The sequence below is a fragment of the Paraburkholderia oxyphila NBRC 105797 genome, from assembly GCF_000685075.1.
In the GTDB taxonomy this organism is placed as follows: domain Bacteria; phylum Pseudomonadota; class Gammaproteobacteria; order Burkholderiales; family Burkholderiaceae; genus Paraburkholderia; species Paraburkholderia oxyphila.
Genome location: NZ_BAYD01000012.1, coordinates 109,609 through 127,780, shown reverse-complemented (window position 1 = coordinate 127,780; position 18,172 = coordinate 109,609). Strand labels below are relative to the sequence as shown.

Sequence of the window (18,172 nt, the reverse complement as noted above, 5' to 3'; positions counted from 1 at the left end):
GTCAGGGAATCATCGTGTTGACGGTGGCCGGGTTCACGATCGACACCACGCCGCCCCAGTTGCACATGCACTTCGAGACGTTGTCGAGCGAGGGCTGGTTGCCGAGCAGCACGGTCGGCGCGCCCGGTGTCCACGGGGTGAGGGTTGCGGGGATGCACGGCATGGGCGTGAGCACGCCCAGGGCCGCCGCCGTGGCCGCCGCCACCTGCGGATTGGCCAGCGACGAGCACACGCCGAACGGCATGATGTTGACCATGGGCACGTGGTCCATGATGTTGGCGGCGGGCGGCCCTTCTCCCATCACCAGATTGACGGGCAGCACCACGAGGCTCGACGGCGCGGCGCCGAACGAGCATTGCAGCGTGGCTCCCATGCTGACCTGTTGTGGCATGGTCTTTCTCCCCTGTTCTCTTTTGCGCTCTTGCGCGCGCCGGATCACGCTGGATCGCGCGCTGCCCACTCGAACGCTCAATCAAACGTATAGACGAACTCGCCGTCGCGCGCGCCCACCTGCACCTTCGTCACACTGCCGCCGTTCATCATGCGCGTGAGGAACTCCGTGGAGACGCGCGGCAGCAAGGTGTTGGTCAGAATCGCATCGATCATGCGCCCGCCGCTCTCCAGCTCCGTGCAGCGGCTCGCGATCAGCTTGACCACCTCGTCGTCGTAGAGGAACGGCACCTTGTGCGAGACGCGCAGCCGCTTCTCGATGCGCGAGAGCTGCAGTCGGATGATCGCGCCCAGCATTTCGTCGGAGAGCGGGTAGTACGGGATCGTCACCACGCGCCCGAGCAGCGCGGGCGGAAACACCTTGAGCAAGGGCTCGCGCAGCGCCTTCGCGATGCCCTCGGGATCGGGCATCAGTTCGGGATCCTTGCAAAGATTCGTGATGAGGTCGGTGCCAGCGTTGGTGGTGAGCAGGATCAGCGTGTTCTTGAAGTCGATCACGCGGCCCTCGCCGTCCTCCATCCAGCCCTTGTCGAACACCTGGAAGAAGATCTCATGCACGTCGGGGTGCGCCTTCTCCACCTCGTCGAGCAGCACCACGCTATAGGGGCGCCGCCGCACGGCCTCGGTGAGCACGCCGCCCTCGCCGTAGCCCACGTAGCCCGGGGGCGCACCCTTGAGCGAGGACACCGTGTGCGCCTCCTGGTACTCGCTCATGTTGATCGTGATGACGTTCTGCTCGCCGCCGTAAAGCACTTCGGCGAGCGCCAGCGCCGTCTCGGTCTTGCCCACGCCCGAGGTGCCCGCGAGCATGAACACGCCAATCGGCTTGTTCGGATTGTCGAGGCCCGCGCGCGAGGTCTGGATGCGCCGCGCGATCATCTCGGTGGCGTGGCCCTGGCCGATGATGCGCTTGTTCAGATTTTCGGCCAGCTTCAGGACGTTCTCGATCTCGTTGCGCACCATGCGGCCTACTGGAATGCCAGTCCAGTCCTGCACGACCGAAGCCACGGCCTGGCGGTCCACGGTGGGCAGGATCAGCGGCTCCTCGCCCTGATGGCTCGCGAGCTGCCCCTGCAATTCGCGCAGCTCGGCGCGCAGCGCTTCGGCATCGATCGGCGCCGTGTCGTTAGTGGCATTGACGGCTTGCGCCGCGCCCTCGCCCGATGTGCCCGATGTGCCTGTTCCGCCTTCCACCTTGCCCGTGCGCTCGCGCAGCTGGGCGCGCAACGCGAGAATGCGCTCGACCAGCCCCTTCTCGGTCTCCCAGCGCGCTTCGAGTTGCGCGAGCCGTTCGCGCTCCACCGCGAGCTTTTCGCTGGCCGACGTTTCACGCTCGCGCGTCTCGATGCCCACCGCCTTCTCGCGGCCGATGATCTCGAGCTCCGTTTCGAGCGCGGCGATGCGCTTGCGCGCGTCGTCCACCGAGGGCGGCGTGGCATGCTGGCTCACGGCCACGCGCGCGCACGCCGTATCGAGCAGACTCACCGACTTGTCGGGCAGTTGGCGCGCCGGTATATAGCGGTGTGAGAGCCGCACCGCCGCCTCGAGCGCCTCGTCGAGCACCTGCACCTTGTGGTGCTGCTCCATCGTCGAGGCCACGCCGCGCATCATGCGGATGGCCTTCTCTTCGTCCGGCTCGCCCACCTGCACGACCTGGAAGCGCCGCGTGAGCGCGGGGTCCTTCTCGATGTGCTTCTTGTACTCGGCCCAGGTCGTGGCCGCCACGGTGCGCAGCGTGCCGCGCGCGAGCGCGGGCTTGAGCAGGTTGGCGGCATCGCCGGTGCCCGCCGCGCCGCCCGCGCCCACCAGCGTATGGGCTTCGTCGATAAAGAGAATCACGGGCTTTTCGGAGGCCTGAACTTCTTCGATCACCTGGCGCAGCCGGTTCTCGAATTCGCCCTTCATGCTCGCGCCGGCCTGCAGGAGGCCCACGTCGAGTGTCCGCAGCTCGACGTCGCGCAGCGAGGGCGGCACGTCGCCCGCCACGATGCGCTGCGCGAAGCCCTCCACCACCGCGGTCTTGCCGACGCCGGCCTCACCCGTGAGGATCGGGTTGTTCTGGCGCCGCCGCATCAGAATGTCCACCACCTGGCGGATTTCCTCGTCGCGGCCCACGATGGGATCGAGCTTGCCGCTGCGCGCCTGCTCGGTGAGATCGGTGGTGAAGCGGCGCAGCGCCTCCTGCTTGCCCATCGCAGCGGGCGGCATGCCGGCGGCGTCGCCGTCTGCACCGGCGCCCGCGTTCGCCTGGAAGCCGTCGCTCGCGCCCATTGCCGCTTCGGGCGAATCGCGCAGCAGGCGGTCGAACTCTTCGCACAGCGCATCGAGCTTGATCTGCTCGAACTGTCGCGAGATGCCGTAGAGCGTATTGCGCAGCGAGGGGGTCTTCAGGAGTCCGACGATCAGATGGCCGGTGCGCACCTGCGACTCGCCGAACATCAGCGAGCCGAACACCCAGCCGCGCTCGACGGCCTCCTCCACCTGCGAGGAGATGTCCGTGACCGACGAAGCGCCGCGCGGCAGCCGGTCGAGCGCCGCGGTGAGATCGCCCGCGAGCCGCGCCGGGTCGATCCCGTAGTGGCGCACGAGCCGGTGCAGGTCCGAGTCCTGCAGCTGCAGGATCTGATGGAACCAGTGCACCAGTTCGATATAGGGGTTGCCGCGCAGACGGCAAAACATGTTCGCGCTTTCGAGCGCGCGAAAGCCTAGCTGGTTGAGCTTGCCAAAGAGCGCTGCACGCTTGATTTCGGCCATGTCTTCATTCTCCCGGGTGAATGTCGAGCGCTGCGTGTTCTACCGCGCCTTGCGCGTCGTCCTGTGGCGGCTCGCGCATCGGCTCCTGCGTTTGTGTCTGCATTTGTGCTTGCGTCCCTGCCGCGGTCCCTTCGTGCGCCGCACCGGTCCGCGTGCGCGCAGCGGTGCCGCTCGCGGGATTGAGCTTCAACTGCCGCTGGTCGCCTTGCGCCGCGCCGCTGAGCACCCAGCTCGTGAGCCCGAGCCGCGCATGCGCGCCGAGCTTCAGGCGCGGCACCTCGGCCTCGCGCAGTTGCAGGTTCACGTCCCAGTCGAGCCCGTCGCGCACGTAGTTGCGCACCCAGTCGACCAGCCGCTTGAGGCTCTCGCCGCCGGGCAGGAAGCGTTCGTAGTCGGCGAGCGACAGCGGCCCGATCACGACGCGGAACTTGTGCTGGCAATCCCATACGCGCGCGCCCAGCAGCGTGGAGACACCAAGCGCCGAAGAGCCGTCGCGCGCGCCCATGCGCGTGCGCGACTCGGCCGGCAGCGGCATCCAGTGGCCCACCCACTGCTCGATCGATACGGGCAGCCGGAAAAAGCGCGTGAGGATCAGCGCGAGCCCCGATGCCGAACGCGTGGGCGCACCCAGCAACCCCGCGAAATGCAGCTTCGCGAAATCGGGCACGGCATCGCGCTCGCGCAGCGCCGTTTCGCCCATGCCGAAGGTCGCGCCCACATACACCGCGAAACGGTCGCGCCCCGGCCGCTCGAGGCTCACTGCGGGCTGTGCATTGGCCCATGCCCGATAGAACAGGCTCACCATACGGTGCTGGAACAAGTCGAGAAAGCGCGCGAAGGTGGGGTCGTCGGCATTGCGCTCGCGGTCGCGGATATATTCGGTCAAATGCGTGGGCAGCGCGCCATGCGGCCCGAGCAGGCCAAAGAAGTTCACGGCGAGGCGCGGCGCCCTGCCCTCGCCATGCTGCGAAAAGGCAGCCAGTGTCGTGGGGTGGAACACGAGCTCGGGGCGTTGCGTGAAACGCACGGCGTCGTCGCGCGGGCGCAGCGACTCGCCCACGCGCGGCCGCTCGGGCCACGCGTTTTCGATCAGGCGCACCGCCTGGAAGAAGTCGAAGCGGTACGCCTCGTCTTCGAGCAGCCGCAGCACGGTCAGATGGTCCAGCATTGTCCCGCCCTCGCTGGCCAGCGCATGATATCGCCGCGCGCCGTCGTGCGCACCACGGTCTCGGTGAACGAATTCAACGAGACGTACAGTGAAAAATAGCGCGCCAGCACGGCGCCCAGCACGAACGCACCGGAGCCTTCGAAGGCCGTCTCGTCGAACGTCACGCTCACCTGCTGGCCGCGCCCGAACACGATCGGCCCCGGCACGGGCAGCCGCCGCGTGACGGGCTTGGCCTCGACCGAGCGCACGCCCTCGATCTGGCGCTGCGCCGCGGGATCGTCCACCGGGCAATAGAGGCTCAGCAAATCGCGCAACGCCCGCGCGCCCGTGGCTGCGTCCGAGTCGATCAGCGAACTGTAGTTCAACGAAAGATGGCTCAGGAGCCGCCATGCCACCGCGCCGTGCGCGAACGACGGCAAGGGCCGGCTCGGCCCGCTCACGCAGCGCACGCTCTCAACGGGCGCTTCCACGCCCAGCGTGAAATCCGACGCGCCGGTGCCCGTGGAAAGCGTGAGCGGCAAGTCGCGGTTGGTGCAGAGCACCTTGAGGCCGAGCTGCCGCAAGTCCGCGCGATACGGCGCGTTGGCCGCGTCCACGAGGGCAATGAAGGTTTCGCTGCCGAGGTAGCTCGTGCGCTGGCCGCGCTCGCGCGCGCGCGAGGACTGCAGCCGCCGCTCGCGGCGCACCTGGTAGTACGCGCTCGCCTGCTCGCCCGCGGAAAGATCGCGCGCGTGATAGAACGGCTCGAAGCGCTGCTCCTCGTTCGAGCCCGCGCCATAGCCCGTCACTTCCTCGATGCGGTAGATCTCGAAGTCGAGCGGCCGCGTGCGGTCCGCAATCACCTGATACTCGAATTGCGCGGGGTCGAAGGCGATGCGGTCGGCGCGGCGCGCGAACAGGTTGATCGCGGGCGTGCAATGGAGCGCGAAGTGGCTGGCGTCGAGCGTCTGCTCGAGCAGCGGGTCCGCGCGGTCGAGCAGCACGATCACTTCCACCTCGTTTTCGGCGCAGGCGCGCAGCGCGCCCTGCAAGCCGTCGATGGCGACGAAGAGAAAGCGCTGCGGGAACGCGAAATATTCCTGCAACAGGCGAAAGCCCTGAAACGACTGGCGGCTCACCGGCAGGAGCGCTTCGTCGTCGTCGAAGCCGACAGGCTTGACGGCGCTCTTCGGCAACAGCCGGTGCCACGGCGCGGGCCGCGCGACCGGCAGCACCGCCACGCCCACGCACGAGGCGAGCAGGCGTTCGTAAAGCCGCGCCGGCAGCGAGTCCGCGCCGCGCAAATAAAGCGTAAGCGTATCGAGCGCGAGCTGGCTGAACTTCACGCCGCCCGTCGTGCGCAGGCGCAGACGCACGCCGGCCTTCACCCCAGGCGGCAGCGCCATGTCCGCGCCGCCCAGCGCGCCGGTATGCGTGAAGAACCGGGCCTCCGCGATCTCCACGGGCCAGAGCGTGAGCGCATGCGCCGTGCGGTATTCGCAGCGCGTCGAGCCGTTCTTGTCGAGCACCGCGTGCAGCGCGCTGCCGCGCGGCACGCTCACGCCGGCCGCGAGCGCCGGATGCGCGAGATCGGGCTGCATGTGCACGACCGCCATCGAGGGCGTGGGCGCGAGGTAATGCGGATAGACGAGTTCCGCGAGATGCTGCGTGAAGCGCGGAAACTCGGCGTCGATCTTCAACTGCACGCGCGCCGCGAGAAAGCTGAAGCCTTCGAGCAGGCGCTCGACATAGGGGTCGGCGCAATCGAGCCCTTCGAGGCCAAGGCGCCCCGCCACCTTCGGAAACTCGCGCGCGAATTCGCTGCCCATCTCGCGCAGATGCGCGAGCTCCTGGTTGTAATAGCGGATCAGGTCGGGATTCATCGTCGCTTCTTTGTCTCTGGCTCGTCTTCAGCGCGCCGCGCCCTGGTCGATCACGCGCACTTCGCCGCCTTCGAGGTCGAGCTCGGTGCGAAAGTAGAGCCGCTCCGGATACGGCTGCGCCCACAAGTCCCCTTCGATCGCGAACACGACCGTGTTGTGATGGCCCGTCGTTTCCTCCTGCAACACCGCCGTCACCTTCACCGTATCGCGCAGGATGCGCGGCTCGAACGCCACGATCACGTCGCGTATCTGCCGCTCGAGGCGCGCGAGGTTCATGCTCGACGCGGTCTTGCCCGCAATGTCGGGGAAGCCGAAGTTGACCACCGAGCGCTCGACGAGCGGCCACGCGGACAGGTCCTGAACGGAGCCCAGCCCGCTGGCGTTGAGCAGCCACGCGAGATCGCGCTGCACGCCCTGGCGCAGCGCCCGCATCGAGAGCACGCGGCGCTCGCGGCTCTCGACCTTGGTGCCGGGCTCGAGATCGGTCAGCCGGTCGAGCAACGCGGGCTGCAGGCGGTCGCGGCCCGTCGGCTCAGCCATGGTCTTGCGCACCGCCGCCCGCGGGCGCCTCGGCATCGAGCACGAGCGTGCGCACGTCGAAGAGCGCGTAGTCGTTTTCGTCGGTCGTGAACATGCGCTGCCCGACCGGGTGCGCCTCGTCGAATTCGCCGCCGCCGGCCTCTTCCCACTCGGTCGCGCGCGCGAGCGCCAGCGCGTTGTCGGTCTGGCCGCTCGCCGCGTTGGCGGCCAGCGTGCCCGGATAGCGCACGGGAATGAGCCCCGCCGCCTGGCCCTCGTTGGCCCACGTAAAGACCGCCGGCATCCACACACGGTCGCGCAGGTCGTCCGGCGCCTCGAGCTCGATGCGGTGGATGCGCTCGAACGGCACCCAGTAATAGCGGCCGTTGAGGATCACTTCGAGCGTGGGACCGAGGCGCGAGTCGGTATCGGCGATCCACGCAAAGGGCTCGCCGTTGAGCGTGCCCGCCGTGGGCAGCGCGCTCTCCAGCGCATTGGCGCGGCATGCGGCCGCTGCCTTGAAGTCGCCCGCGCCGTCGAGGCGCAGCGCTTCGATCAGGAGTGCGAGCCAGGCAGTCGGCTCGCCGAAAATGAGCGGCGCGCGCCGCCCCGTGAAGACGTCTTCGCGCAGCGCCTCGCATTGGAGCGCGTCGCGATAGAGCTGCACCATCGGCAGCGCGGCGGCGTCGAGATCGCCCACCACGTTGAGCTGTGTGAGCGCGCGCTCCCACGCGCCCTGCACGGCAAGTAGCTGAAACAGGAACACGCGGTACGACGCGTTGGCCGGGTCTGCACGCACCTGGTTCTGCAATTGCTTCAGGCACGCGTCGAGGTCGCCGGCGCGCAAGCTCTCTTCTGCTGTCATTGTCGATTTGCTCCGTCAAGCCAGCAAGGACTACGGGCGTCGATCGGGCGTCGATCGGATCGGACATGCCCGGCGGCGGCGCGAATCCCCTTTCGCGCGCGCCGCCGTACTCGACTGCTTACTCCGCAACGTTCTTCGCAATGTCCCACTTGGTCTCGACCACGCCGCCTTCCTTCTCGCCCTTGGCGCTCTGCGGCTGGTATTCCACGTGGTACTTCTCGAAGTTGATCGTGATGTTCTCCGTGAAGCGATCCTCGCCGCCCGAGCCGCCTTCGCTGATCGACGAAATCAGCACGCCCGAGAACGTGATCTTGAAGTACTCGAGCGGATTGTCGCCGCCCGCCTTGCGCACCGTGAGTATCGCGGTGTCATAGTGGCTGCCCTTCGCGCACGCACCCATCAGCACCGGCGTGGATTTGTCGACATACTTGGTGAAGGACAGATCCTGCACGTTCACCTTGCCCGCGCCGCCGCCCGTGCCCATGTGCATCGTGCCGCTTTGCGACATGCCCCAGCTCCATGCCAGCACATCGATTTCTTCCTTGTGCGACTTGTCCTGCGACTCGCCCTTCACGTCGCCGATCTTGATGAAAATATCAACGGCCATGTCTGTTCTCCACTTTGAGGGTTCGCGTCAGTTCGCGTTGATTTGCGCCGGTACGCGCGGGTTTTGCATTCACTCAGGTTATGCCGCCTTGGCGGACGGCAACTTGGACACCAGCCGCAACGACACCGTAAGGCCCTCGAGCTGGTAATGCGGACGCAGGAAGAACTTGGACGTGTAATAGCCTGGATTGCCCTCGACTTCCTCGATCACGACTTCGGCTGCAGCAAGCGGGCGGCGCGACTTCGTTTCCTCGCTCGAATGCGCGGGGTCGCCGTCCACGTATTGCAGAATCCAGTTCTGCAGCCAGCGCTGCATGTCATCCTTTTCCTTGAAGCTGCCGATCTTGTCGCGCACGATGCACTTGAGGTAGTGCGCAAAGCGGCTGCACGCGAACAGATACGGCAGGCGCGCCGCGAGATTCGCGTTCGCGGTGGCGTCGGGATCTTCGTATTCGGCGGGCTTGTGCAGCGACTGCGCGCCGATGAACGCCGCGAAGTCGGAGTTCTTCTTGTGCACGAGCGGCATGAAGCCGTTCTTCGCCAGCTCCGCCTCGCGCCGGTCGCTGATGGCGATCTCGGTCGGGCACTTCATGTCCACGCCGCCGTCATCGGTGGGGAACGAATGCACCGGCAGGTTCTCGACCGCGCCGCCCGACTCGATGCCGCGAATGCGCGAGCACCAGCCGTATTGCTTGAACGAGCGGTTGATGTTGGTCGCCATGGCGTAGGCCGCGTTGGCCCATGCATATTTCTTGCTGTCCGCGCCCGCGGTGTCCTCCTCGAAGGCGAACTCGTCCACCGGGTTGGTCTTTGCGCCGTACGGCGCGCGCGCGAGGAAGCGCGGCATGGCCAGACCGATGTAGCGCGAGTCTTCCGATTCGCGCAGCGAGCGCCAGGCGGCATGTTCGGGCGTCTGGAAGATCTTCGTGAGATCGCGCGGATTGGCGAGCTCCTGCCACGAATCCATCAGCATGACCGACGGGTCCGCGCCCGCAATGAAGGGGGCGTGCGCGGCGGCTGCCACCTTGGCGATCTGCGTGAGCAGGTCCACGTCCGGGCCGCTGTTGTCGAAGTAATAGTCGGCCACCAGCGCACCATAGGGTTCGCCGCCGAACTGGCCGTACTCCTCTTCATAGAGCCGCTTGAAGATCGGGCTCTGATCCCACGCCGTGCCCTTGTATTTCTTGAGCGTTTTGTTCAGCTCGTTCTTCGAGATGTTCATCACGCGGATCTTGAGCGTCTCGTCGGTCTCGGTGTTGTTCACCAGATAGTGCAGCCCGCGCCACGCGCTCTCCACCTTCTGAAACGCCTCGGAATGGATGATCTGGTTCACCTGGTCGGTGAGCTTCTGGTCGATCTGCGCGATCAGCGACTCGATGGTCGCGAGCACGTCGCCCGACACCACAGTGGTGTCGCGCAAGGCCTGCTCGGCCAGCGTGCGCACAGCCGTCTCGACGGCCTCCTTCGCCTTGTCGCTGCGCGGCTTGAATTCCTTTTCCAGCAGGCTCGCGAACTCGCTTGCTTCCAGTGTCGCGCCGCCCTGCTGGGCTTCCTGCTGCTGACTGCTGGGTTCGGCCATGTCAGACTCCCCCTCGATAAACGATTAACGAATAGACGAACACAACGCTCATTCCTGTGGCTTTGGCGCGGAGGCCAGTGCCTGCAGCAGTGCCGGATCGCTCAAGAGCTTCTGGATCAGATCTTCGGCGCCCGTCTTGCCGTCCATATAGGTCAAGAGATTCTGCAGTTGACCGCGCGCCTCCAGCAGCTTCGCGAGCGAATCCACCTTGCGCGCGACGGCGGCCGGCGAAAAGTCGTCCATGCTCTCGAAGGTCATCTCCACCGCGAGATTGCCCTCGCCCGTGAGCACGTTGGGCACCTGCACGGCCACGCGCGGCTTCATCGACTTCAGGCGCTCGTCGAAGTTGTCGACGTCGATCTCGAGGAACTTGCGGTCGGCGACCGGCGCGAGCGGCTCGGCGGGCTGACCGGACAGATCGGCCATGACGCCCATCACGAACGGCAGGTTGATCTTCTTCTCCGAGCCGTACACCTCTACGTCATATTCGATCTGCACGCGCGGCGCCCGGTTGCGCGCGATGAACTTCTGGCTGCTCTCTTTAGCCACGGCCTTTCCCCTCGTCGATGCCGCGGCGGCGCGCACCTGGGCGCGACGTGTGGCGGCGTTGCTGAATCACTCCTCGTTCTGGACGCCGCCGATGTGGCGTGCCTGCGCAACCCCATCGGGGGCGAGATCCTCGAGGATCTCCATGAAGCTCTTGTCGACGAGCCGCCGTGCCCGCTTGAGCAGCATCGGCACCGGGCTCCCCGGCTCATACGTTTCGTAGTACTTGCAGATCCGGTCGATGGCGCGCTGCACGTCCTCGCGGGTCGTGATCTCGCCCGGCGGCCGGGCCGGCGCGGCGGCGCTTGCCACCGCGACTGCCTCTTGCGCGGCGCCTTCAACGTCTCCAGCGACTTCGGCCGCAGGCGCGGATTGCGCCGCCTCATCGGCCACGCGCTCGCCAAGGAATGCCGCCGCGTGACGCAAGAGCCGCGTGAGCGGATCGAGATCGATCGCACGCGAAGCGCCAACGTGGGTCATGAGCACCGTCTCGATGCGCATTGCGGCCTCGACGGCCCGCCGCAAGGCGTCGAGCGACTCGCGTGCGCTCTCGCCCGCGTCGCCCACCGCGAGGTCGATCGAGCTCAGCGAGGGCGCGCTCACGCCCGCGGGCACGGCAATCTCGCCGCTCGCGTATTCGACGTCGCGCAAGGTGACCTGGCCGTGAGCCCGCGAGATCGCGAGCGGCGCTTCGCGCACCTCGGCCAGGGTGGTGGCGGCATCAACGAGGCTCGCGAGCGCGTTCACGCGCGCGGTGGGATCGTTGTCGTCGTCGGGATCGAGCTGCGGATACAGATGCGCCCAGCGCTGTTCGAGCATGCAGGCGATCAGGTCGAGCCCCTCGGCAAAGCCGCCGAAGCCCGCCCGATTGAGCAGCGCACGCGAAAGATACGCTGTCACACGCAGATCGCGGCTCTTCTCCAATAGAGCAAGCGCGAGCGCCTGCGCCTCCTTCCAGTCGGGGGGCACCGCCTCCACCACGGTATTGCCGTACTGCACGTCGGGTTTGCCATGCACGACGCGCTCGAGCTCGAGAAACGCCGGGTCGTACTCGACATCTTCCCCGCAAGGCAGCGCCGACGACACTTCCGCGAGCAGCGCCCCGGCATCTAGCATGGCCATGGTCCAGTGGTCCGTGTGGAACGGGTTATGTTCTGGGTGTCGCCCAGGCAAGCGCATTAAGGCGGATAGCAGTTTTGTGGCGCCGAACTGAGCCTGTTTCTGATATTGCTTGATCCAACCGAGACAAATTCGTAAGCAAGGGCGGTCGTGCAGCTTAACGAGTCGCTATCAGAATAGCACGACAAGTACAAAAGAAAAGCGCACCTGCGGTGCAAGCACCGTACCCGAATTTCCGGAAATTCGCCACGCATTTAATTTACCGACGATTAAGTATTTGTTCCGTTATGCATGCAGGCGGCGCACCTGGCCGCTCAGCCTTGCTCCGCCTCGCTGAGCGCGCAATCCGCGTGCGCCGCCCCGCGATGGAATCGCTCCCACTCAAGCCGTTTAGCCCTTGTTTTCCAAGGGTTAACCATCATGCCGCATGGCTAGGAAAGTAAATCTTCAGACTTCTATGCGCGTGGCCATGGCGCCCAAAGTTCGCTAACCTTACCGACCGAACGATCGTTTATCCGTGCGCATCATGTTCGCTAACTCACATGCCTATTTACCACTTCGAGTCCGGTCTATCAATAAATGCCACGTAAACCCTGGAATGCGCCTTTACCATTTTTATTTGAACAAAGTAAGATGTTTTAAAACACATAATTGCCACATTTTTCAAGCTTGTCAGACGCACGACCACCTAATAGACTCGACGTCAAAGCCGTGCGGCCAATCACACGATTCATCCAGGACGCACGAGCGTCATGCGAAGCCAGCTCAAACGCGATGCGAGGGGAAAACGTGTCGAACATCGAAAGCGCAGCGCTCGTAGAAGGCCCGGAGAGTCCATGCACGCTGCCCGATCTCTGGCAGCGGCGCACGGCGCTGAACCGCGCCGAAATGGCTTCGCTCTATATCATCGTGCGGCGCGCGCTCACGGGCTATCACCCGTTCGAGCTGCAGGCGCTGGCCGAAGACAAGGAAGAACTCATCTCGCAGTTCCTCTTCTCCAAAGTCTTTCGCCTCGAAACACCGGCCGCCGAATTAATGAGTTTTCCCGCGCATAGCGCCCCTTCGAATAGCCACGCGGTGTGCAGCTATTTCCGCCGCTACCTGATCGACTGCCTGCGCAGCGCGAGCCATCGGCGCAACGTCTCGATCGACGAGGGTGATGTGCTCGCGGAGCTCGAAGAGCACAGCGCGACGCACCCCGATCCGGTGGGCGCCGCGCTGTTCCAGCATGGGCTCAACGAAGACAACGTGCGAGCGTCCGCGGTGCGCTTCATCGCCGGCCTCGACGAAGCCGCACGGCTGCTGCTCGCCGGCACGCTCGGCTGGCTTTCCGCCGAGAAAGGCGGGCTCGCGCAGATCGCCGCGCGCTATGGCATTGCCTCCTATCATCATCGCGCGCGCAAGCTGGGCGTCACGTTGCGCAAAGGCGCGATGCCCGCCGACTTCGCGCGCACCGGCATCGGCCACTGGATCGAAGAAACGCTCGGCATCGAAATCGCCGTGGAGAACCGCCTCGCGCTGCTTGCCGTGCTCGGCATCCTGGCCGAGCAATCGCAGCTGGCGCATGGGGCGGCTCGCGTGCCGCATGAGCGCCGCTCACGCGTCGCGAGCGCGCTGCCGTGCACGCACGACAGCGGACACGAGCTTCACGAGTGACCACAGGGAAGCCCGCAACAGGACAGGAGCGCGCGTGCAACTGGCCTTCGCAAGCCTGACCGATCAGGGCGGGCGGCAGCGCAACGAGGACTCGCTCGGCGACTGGTCGAGCGAGCGGCTCTTCTACTGCGTGATTGCCGACGGCGCGGGCGGCCACGGCGGCGGCGACACCGCCTCGGCCATCGTGGTCGACACCGTGCTCGCCGATCTGCGCTATCTCACGCTGGCCGAACTGCCGCCCACGGGCGAACGCCTCGCCAGCGCGCTCGCCCATGCGAACGACAACATCGTCGAGGAGCAGTCGCACGGCGGCCCCGCGCTGCGCGACATGCGCTCGACGGCGACGCTGCTGGCCATCGACCGCGAGCGGCGCACCGCCGCCTGGGCGCATTGCGGCGACACGCGGCTCTATTGCTTCCGTGCGGGCAAGATCGTTGCGCAAACGCGCGACCACAGCATGGTGCAGGACATGGTGGACGCGCGGCTCATCACGGCCGAAGCGGCGCGCCATCATCCGCGCCGCAACGTGCTGTTCTCGGCGCTCGGCACGCTCGAAGGGTTGAGCATCGCGGCGCAGCCCGGCACGTTCGGGCTATGCGGGCGCGATGCGTTCCTGATCTGCACCGATGGCTTCTGGGAATACGTCGAGGAAGCCACCATGCTCGCGGCGCTCGCGCAGGCGGCCAGTCCGCGCGCGTGGCTGGAGGCGCTGGCCGCGCATGTCCGCGCTCACGCGAAAGCCGGTAACGACAACTTCAGTGCGAGCGCGGTTTGGGTGGGCGACGATGAGGATGGCGAGGCGGCGCGGGACGTGCCGGCCGCACAGGCCTCCGATAGAAAGGAAATAAGGACTGCGGACGATGAAGCGACCGTCATGCGCCCCGTGAGGAGCGCCGATGGCGGGCGCGACGCCAGGCGAAGCCGTAGCAGTTGAGCCTGGCCAGTGCGCGCCCGATTCAGCGTCGATTCAATCCACACCAGCGCGCAATAAACCATGCGATCACTGTCGTGGCGTTGAGCATGTCGTCGATCGCGACATACTCGTCCACGCCGTGAATGTTCTCACCCGGTGGGCCGTAACAGACTGCGGGCGTCGCGCCGTAGAGATTGAAATACCTCGCGTCGGTCGTGCCGGTAAACGCGAACCGCTCGGGCGCCACGCCATGCACGTCGCGATGACACAGCGAGAGTGTCTCGATCAATGGAATGCCGGGATCGAGCACAAAGCCTTCCGCCCGGAACCCGCCCGCATTGTCGATGCTCCAGTTAAACAGTGCGCCGCCTGGACGCTGGCGATGCGCGTCGGCGAGCGTCGCGCGAATCTCGGCGAGCGCCTGCTCGGGTGTCGTACCCGGGTAGAAACTCACGCGGATGCGTGCTTCGCACTGCGTGGGCACCGAGGAGGGCCATTCGCCGCCGCGCAACTCGCCAAGATTGAAATTGATCGGATGCGCGTGGTCGGCGAAACGTGCATGCCGGCACGCACTGCCGTTCCATTGCTCGGCAAGCCCCTTCATCGCACCAACCAGATAACCCGCGAAGTCGATCGCGCTCGAACCGTCGGGCGCCACCGCCGCGTGCGCCGGCACCCCTTGCACGTGCAAGGTGAGCCACATCACGCCGAGTTGCGCGTCTCTGATGGTGTCGCTGGGCTCCGGGATAATCGCCGCCTCCGCGCGATAGCCGCGCATCAGGCAGCCGAGCGCGCCGTTGCCCGTGCACTCCTCCTCGATCACCGATTGCAGATACACCGGCGCGGCCGGCTCGAAGCCCAGCTCGAACAAAGTCCGCATGGCAAGCGTGTACGCGACAATGCCGGCCTTCATATCGGCCGCGCCGCGGCCATATAGCCGCCCATCGCGCACGACGGGCGAGAACGGCGGACTCGACCATAGCCGCTCATCGCCGACCGGCACCACGTCGATGTGGCCGTTGAGGATCAGCGAGCGCCCCGTCGTGCCGTTGCGCGGACGATGGATACCCACGACGTTCGGACGCCCCGCATAGGACGTCAATGACGGCGCATACGCGGGATGCTGGCGCAGCGCGTCGTCGTCGATCTCGAACTCGTCGAGTTCGAGACCCATACCGGTGAAGGTGCGCGCCATGTAGCGCTGCGCGTCGCTTTCCTGGCCGAGCAGTGACGGAAAAGCCACCAGCGCGGAGAGCATGCGCACGTGAGCGTCGCGCCGCGCGCGCACTGCGCTGGCCAGTTCATGTAATTCGAGGGTCATCACGCTACTCACATTCGTTTATGCAAAACCGGACTGCCGCGCAGCGGCATCGACGGCAGCCTTCGCCTTCGTGACGATCTCGTCGATCTCGCCATGCGAGACGATCAGCGGCGGCGACAATGTCATCCGGTCGCCGGTCGGGCGCATGATCAGATTGAGATCGTATGAGGCATCGCGGCAAGCGATGGCCGCCTCGTAGCCGTTATCGAGCGCCTTGCCGCGCGCGGCGTCGGCAATCTGAATACCCGCCACGAGCCCGACACCCGCAACCTCGCCAACGAGCGGGTGACCGGCGAGCGCCTCGCGCAGTTTGCGCTGAAAGTACGGTCCGGTATCGGCCTTCACTCGCTCGATGATCCGTTCGTCGCGCAACACGTGAAGGTTCGCAACCGCGACGGCCGCCGCAACCGGATGGCCCGAGTACGTGACACCATGCGTGAAGACGCCGCCCTTTGCGAGCTCCGTCGCAATGCGCGCGTGCACGCCAACCGCGCCCATCGGCACATAGCCGCTCGTCAGCCCTTTCGCCATCGTGATGAGATCCGGCTCGAAACCGAAATGCTGATGCGCGAACCATTCGCCGGTGCGGCCGAAGCCGCCGATCACTTCGTCGGCGACCAGCAGCACATCGTATTTGCGGCAGATCCGCTCGATCTCCGGCCAATACGTCGATGGCGGCACGATCACGCCGCCCGCGCCCTGGAACGGCTCGCCGATGAACGCGCCGACGTTTTCCGCACCGAGCTCGAGAATCTTCGCTTCGAGTTCCCGCGCGCGCAGGAGGCCGAATTCCTCCGGCGTCATGCCTGCCCCGGCTTCGCCGAAATAGCAGGGCTGGCCGATGTACTCGATGAATTCGACGCGCGAGAGCATCTGGTTGTGCATGCCCACCATGCCCCCCAGCGTCGCACCGGCGATCGTCGAGCCGTGGTAGGCATTCTCGCGCGAGATCACGTATTTCCGGCTCGGCTTGCCGCGCGCGATCCAGTATTGATGCACGATCCGCAGCACCGTATCGTTGCCCTCGGAGCCACTATTGCAATAGAAAAAATGGCTGAAATCGCCGGGCACCAGTTCCGCCAGCAAGGCCGACAATTCGATCACCGGCGGATGCGTGGACTGGAAAAACGTGTTGTAGAACGGCAGCGCATGCAACTGCCGGGTTGCGGCGTCGATCAGCTCCTTGCGCCCATAGCCGACATTCACGCACCATAGCCCCGCCATCCCGTCGATAATGCGGTTGCCGTCCGAGTCCTTCAGATAGACGCCTTGCGCTTCGGTAATCACGCGGCTGCCCTTGAAGTTCAGCGAGTCCATGTCCGTGAACGGATGGATGTGGTGCGCGGCGTCAAGCACGCGATATTCGGCGGTCGTGCGGGCAGCCGGTACGCGTGCCTTCTCCATGCCCGAGTTGAGTTGGGCAAAATCCGCAGTCATTCGATTCATAAAATTTCTCTCTTTCTCAAGTCCATTCTTACTACCTGAAAGTTCCGACTCCTGATCAGAATGTATGACTCATCCCGACCATGGCGCCGAACTGATTCGCGCCATCGAGTGGCGTGACTTCATATTCGTAGACCGTTTGTGAACTGTGGCTCGAATTCTTCGAATACCCGAGGTTCACGTACATGCTCGTCCGCTTCGACAGGCTATAGGTCATGCCCACCACGAATAGCGTCGGATTGCCGGTTGCCGGATCGTTGGACAGCGTCTGATAAACACCAAGTCCGAACGCTGCGGCCGATGACGCCTGGTAACGTCCGCCGCCCCAGACGACGGTTTTCGACGGAGCGAGATCGCCGGTCTGTCTCTCGACGCCCGCGAGGACGGTCGCCGATCCCATCACATAGGCCGCATCGAGCACACCGATGGTGCGCTTGAGCGCGGACGTGTCCACCGTGCCGCCCGTTGCGGAGCCGTTCGTCTCGCGCAGCACCGCGCTCGCGCTCAAAGCCGCCCCGCGATACAACGCACCGAGTTCGAGCACGCGGCCCGAGCGGAAATTGCCGGCCACGCCCTCGCTCGCAACCAGCGCCTTCATGCTCACACCTGAAAAAACCGGCGACTGGTACTTGATCGACGAACTCACGTAGTTGTCCGTGACGGGTATCAGCTCCGACTCGCCGCTATAGGCGGCGTAGTAAAACGGATCGAATTCCAGCGTGTCGTCAAACAGCACAGTCGATTGCCGCCCCATCGTGACCGTGCCCCACGGGCTGCTCAAACCCACATAAGCATTGCGGTAGAACTCGTAGCCCGGCACGAGGGGCGTTCCGTCGTTGATGTTGAAGGCCTGCTCCAGCTTGAAGATGGCAGCCAGCCCTCCTCCAAGGTCTTCCTTACCCGTCAATCCGAACATCGTCGGCAGATTGCCGTAGCTTTGGAGATTGACGGCCGAGTGCTTCCCGTCGGCATTCGTCAGGTACTGAATCCCGCCATCCAGCCAGCCATACAGCGTCACGCTGCTCTGCGCGTACGACGCACCCGAAGTCAGGAGCGCGCAAGCGCCTGCCAGCAGCCCTGCCTTTCGTTTAAGGAGAAACATCAACTTTTCCACGCTGGTTCCTTAAGGCGCCAAAATTCGCATCGGTTTCCTCTAGTAACCACGCAATCATCGGCATCGTTGTTAATGGTCATTTCGTCAAATTCGAATTCGTTGAATTCATGACTCTCAGAACCCCGATATAACTGGACGGCAATACAAGGCGATACACAGGACTTCACCAACCGGACGCGCTGCACCGCCAAGGTCCAGCGGTGACGAGCGCATCCATAAGGTTTACCCTTTTATTTATTCAGGAATACTATTTTTCA

The 18,172-nt window shown here is 65.2% G+C and carries 15 protein-coding genes; 2 read left to right on the top strand and 13 right to left on the bottom strand.

Features of this window, described 5'->3' with window-relative positions; translation table 11 throughout:
- Position 1: 1 nt before the first annotated feature.
- The 10 genes from BO1_RS11105 to tssA all read right to left on the bottom strand — a co-directional run bounded on the left by BO1_RS11105 (position 2) and on the right by tssA (position 11,471).
- On the bottom strand, positions 2–391 hold the full coding sequence (locus BO1_RS11105) for a DUF4280 domain-containing protein (RefSeq protein WP_028217624.1): 390 nt from the start codon (positions 389–391) through the stop codon (positions 2–4).
- A gap of 77 nt (positions 392–468) precedes the next feature.
- Entirely contained in the window at positions 469–3,204 is a 2,736-nt protein-coding gene (tssH, locus tag BO1_RS11100) for a type VI secretion system ATPase TssH (protein ID WP_028217623.1), read from the bottom strand.
- Between the two features lie 4 nt (positions 3,205–3,208).
- Positions 3,209–4,372 (bottom strand): type VI secretion system baseplate subunit TssG, encoded by a 1,164-nt coding sequence (gene tssG / locus BO1_RS50570; RefSeq protein WP_084687878.1) that lies wholly within the window; start codon positions 4,370–4,372, stop codon positions 3,209–3,211.
- Positions 4,357–6,234: a type VI secretion system baseplate subunit TssF gene (gene tssF, locus BO1_RS11090; protein ID WP_028217622.1), complete on the bottom strand. Its 1,878-nt coding sequence runs from the start codon at positions 6,232–6,234 to the stop codon at positions 4,357–4,359. Before tssF ends, tssG begins: the two co-directional genes overlap by 16 nt.
- Before the next feature lie 27 nt (positions 6,235–6,261).
- Positions 6,262–6,774, bottom strand: coding sequence for a type VI secretion system baseplate subunit TssE (gene tssE / locus BO1_RS11085; RefSeq protein WP_028217621.1), 513 nt, complete (start codon positions 6,772–6,774; stop codon positions 6,262–6,264).
- Positions 6,767–7,618, bottom strand: a complete 852-nt coding sequence (locus BO1_RS11080) for a type VI secretion system accessory protein TagJ (RefSeq protein WP_028217620.1) — start codon at positions 7,616–7,618, stop codon at positions 6,767–6,769. Before BO1_RS11080 ends, tssE begins: the two co-directional genes overlap by 8 nt.
- A gap of 118 nt (positions 7,619–7,736) precedes the next feature.
- Positions 7,737–8,225 carry an Hcp family type VI secretion system effector gene (locus tag BO1_RS11075; RefSeq protein WP_028217619.1) on the bottom strand — a complete coding sequence of 163 codons (489 nt, stop codon included), beginning with the start codon at positions 8,223–8,225 and terminating at the stop codon, positions 7,737–7,739.
- Between the two features lie 78 nt (positions 8,226–8,303).
- A complete protein-coding gene (gene tssC, locus BO1_RS11070; protein WP_028217618.1) occupies positions 8,304–9,803 on the bottom strand; it encodes a type VI secretion system contractile sheath large subunit in 1,500 nt (499 codons plus the stop codon).
- Between the two features lie 48 nt (positions 9,804–9,851).
- Complete coding sequence (gene tssB / locus BO1_RS11065; RefSeq protein WP_028217617.1) at positions 9,852–10,352, bottom strand: type VI secretion system contractile sheath small subunit; 501 nt, start codon at positions 10,350–10,352, stop codon at positions 9,852–9,854.
- A 66-nt stretch (positions 10,353–10,418) separates the two neighbouring features.
- Positions 10,419–11,471 carry a type VI secretion system protein TssA gene (gene tssA, locus BO1_RS11060; RefSeq protein ID WP_028217616.1) on the bottom strand — a complete coding sequence of 351 codons (1,053 nt, stop codon included), beginning with the start codon at positions 11,469–11,471 and terminating at the stop codon, positions 10,419–10,421.
- Between the two features lie 885 nt (positions 11,472–12,356).
- Here tssA and BO1_RS50565 point away from each other — a divergent pair.
- The gene (locus BO1_RS50565; protein WP_245643768.1) at positions 12,357–13,124 is read left to right on the top strand and encodes a hypothetical protein; all 768 of its coding nucleotides are present in this window, start codon (positions 12,357–12,359) and stop codon (positions 13,122–13,124) included.
- A 34-nt stretch (positions 13,125–13,158) separates the two neighbouring features.
- Entirely contained in the window at positions 13,159–14,058 is a 900-nt protein-coding gene (locus BO1_RS50560; protein WP_063744677.1) for a PP2C family protein-serine/threonine phosphatase, read from the top strand.
- 22 nt (positions 14,059–14,080) lie between these two features.
- Here BO1_RS50560 and BO1_RS11045 read toward each other — a convergent pair whose 3' ends face one another.
- From BO1_RS11045 to BO1_RS11035, 3 genes are read right to left on the bottom strand one after another with little or no spacing between them, the layout of a single operon-like run.
- The gene (locus tag BO1_RS11045; protein ID WP_043284473.1) at positions 14,081–15,358 is read right to left on the bottom strand and encodes a M20 family metallopeptidase; all 1,278 of its coding nucleotides are present in this window, start codon (positions 15,356–15,358) and stop codon (positions 14,081–14,083) included.
- 18 nt (positions 15,359–15,376) lie between these two features.
- Positions 15,377–16,804, bottom strand: a complete 1,428-nt coding sequence (locus BO1_RS11040; RefSeq protein ID WP_028217614.1) for an aspartate aminotransferase family protein — start codon at positions 16,802–16,804, stop codon at positions 15,377–15,379.
- Positions 16,805–16,859: 55 nt separating this feature from the next.
- Positions 16,860–17,903, bottom strand: a complete 1,044-nt coding sequence (locus BO1_RS11035) for a porin (RefSeq protein ID WP_028217613.1) — start codon at positions 17,901–17,903, stop codon at positions 16,860–16,862.
- Between the last annotated feature and the right edge of the window lie 269 nt (positions 17,904–18,172).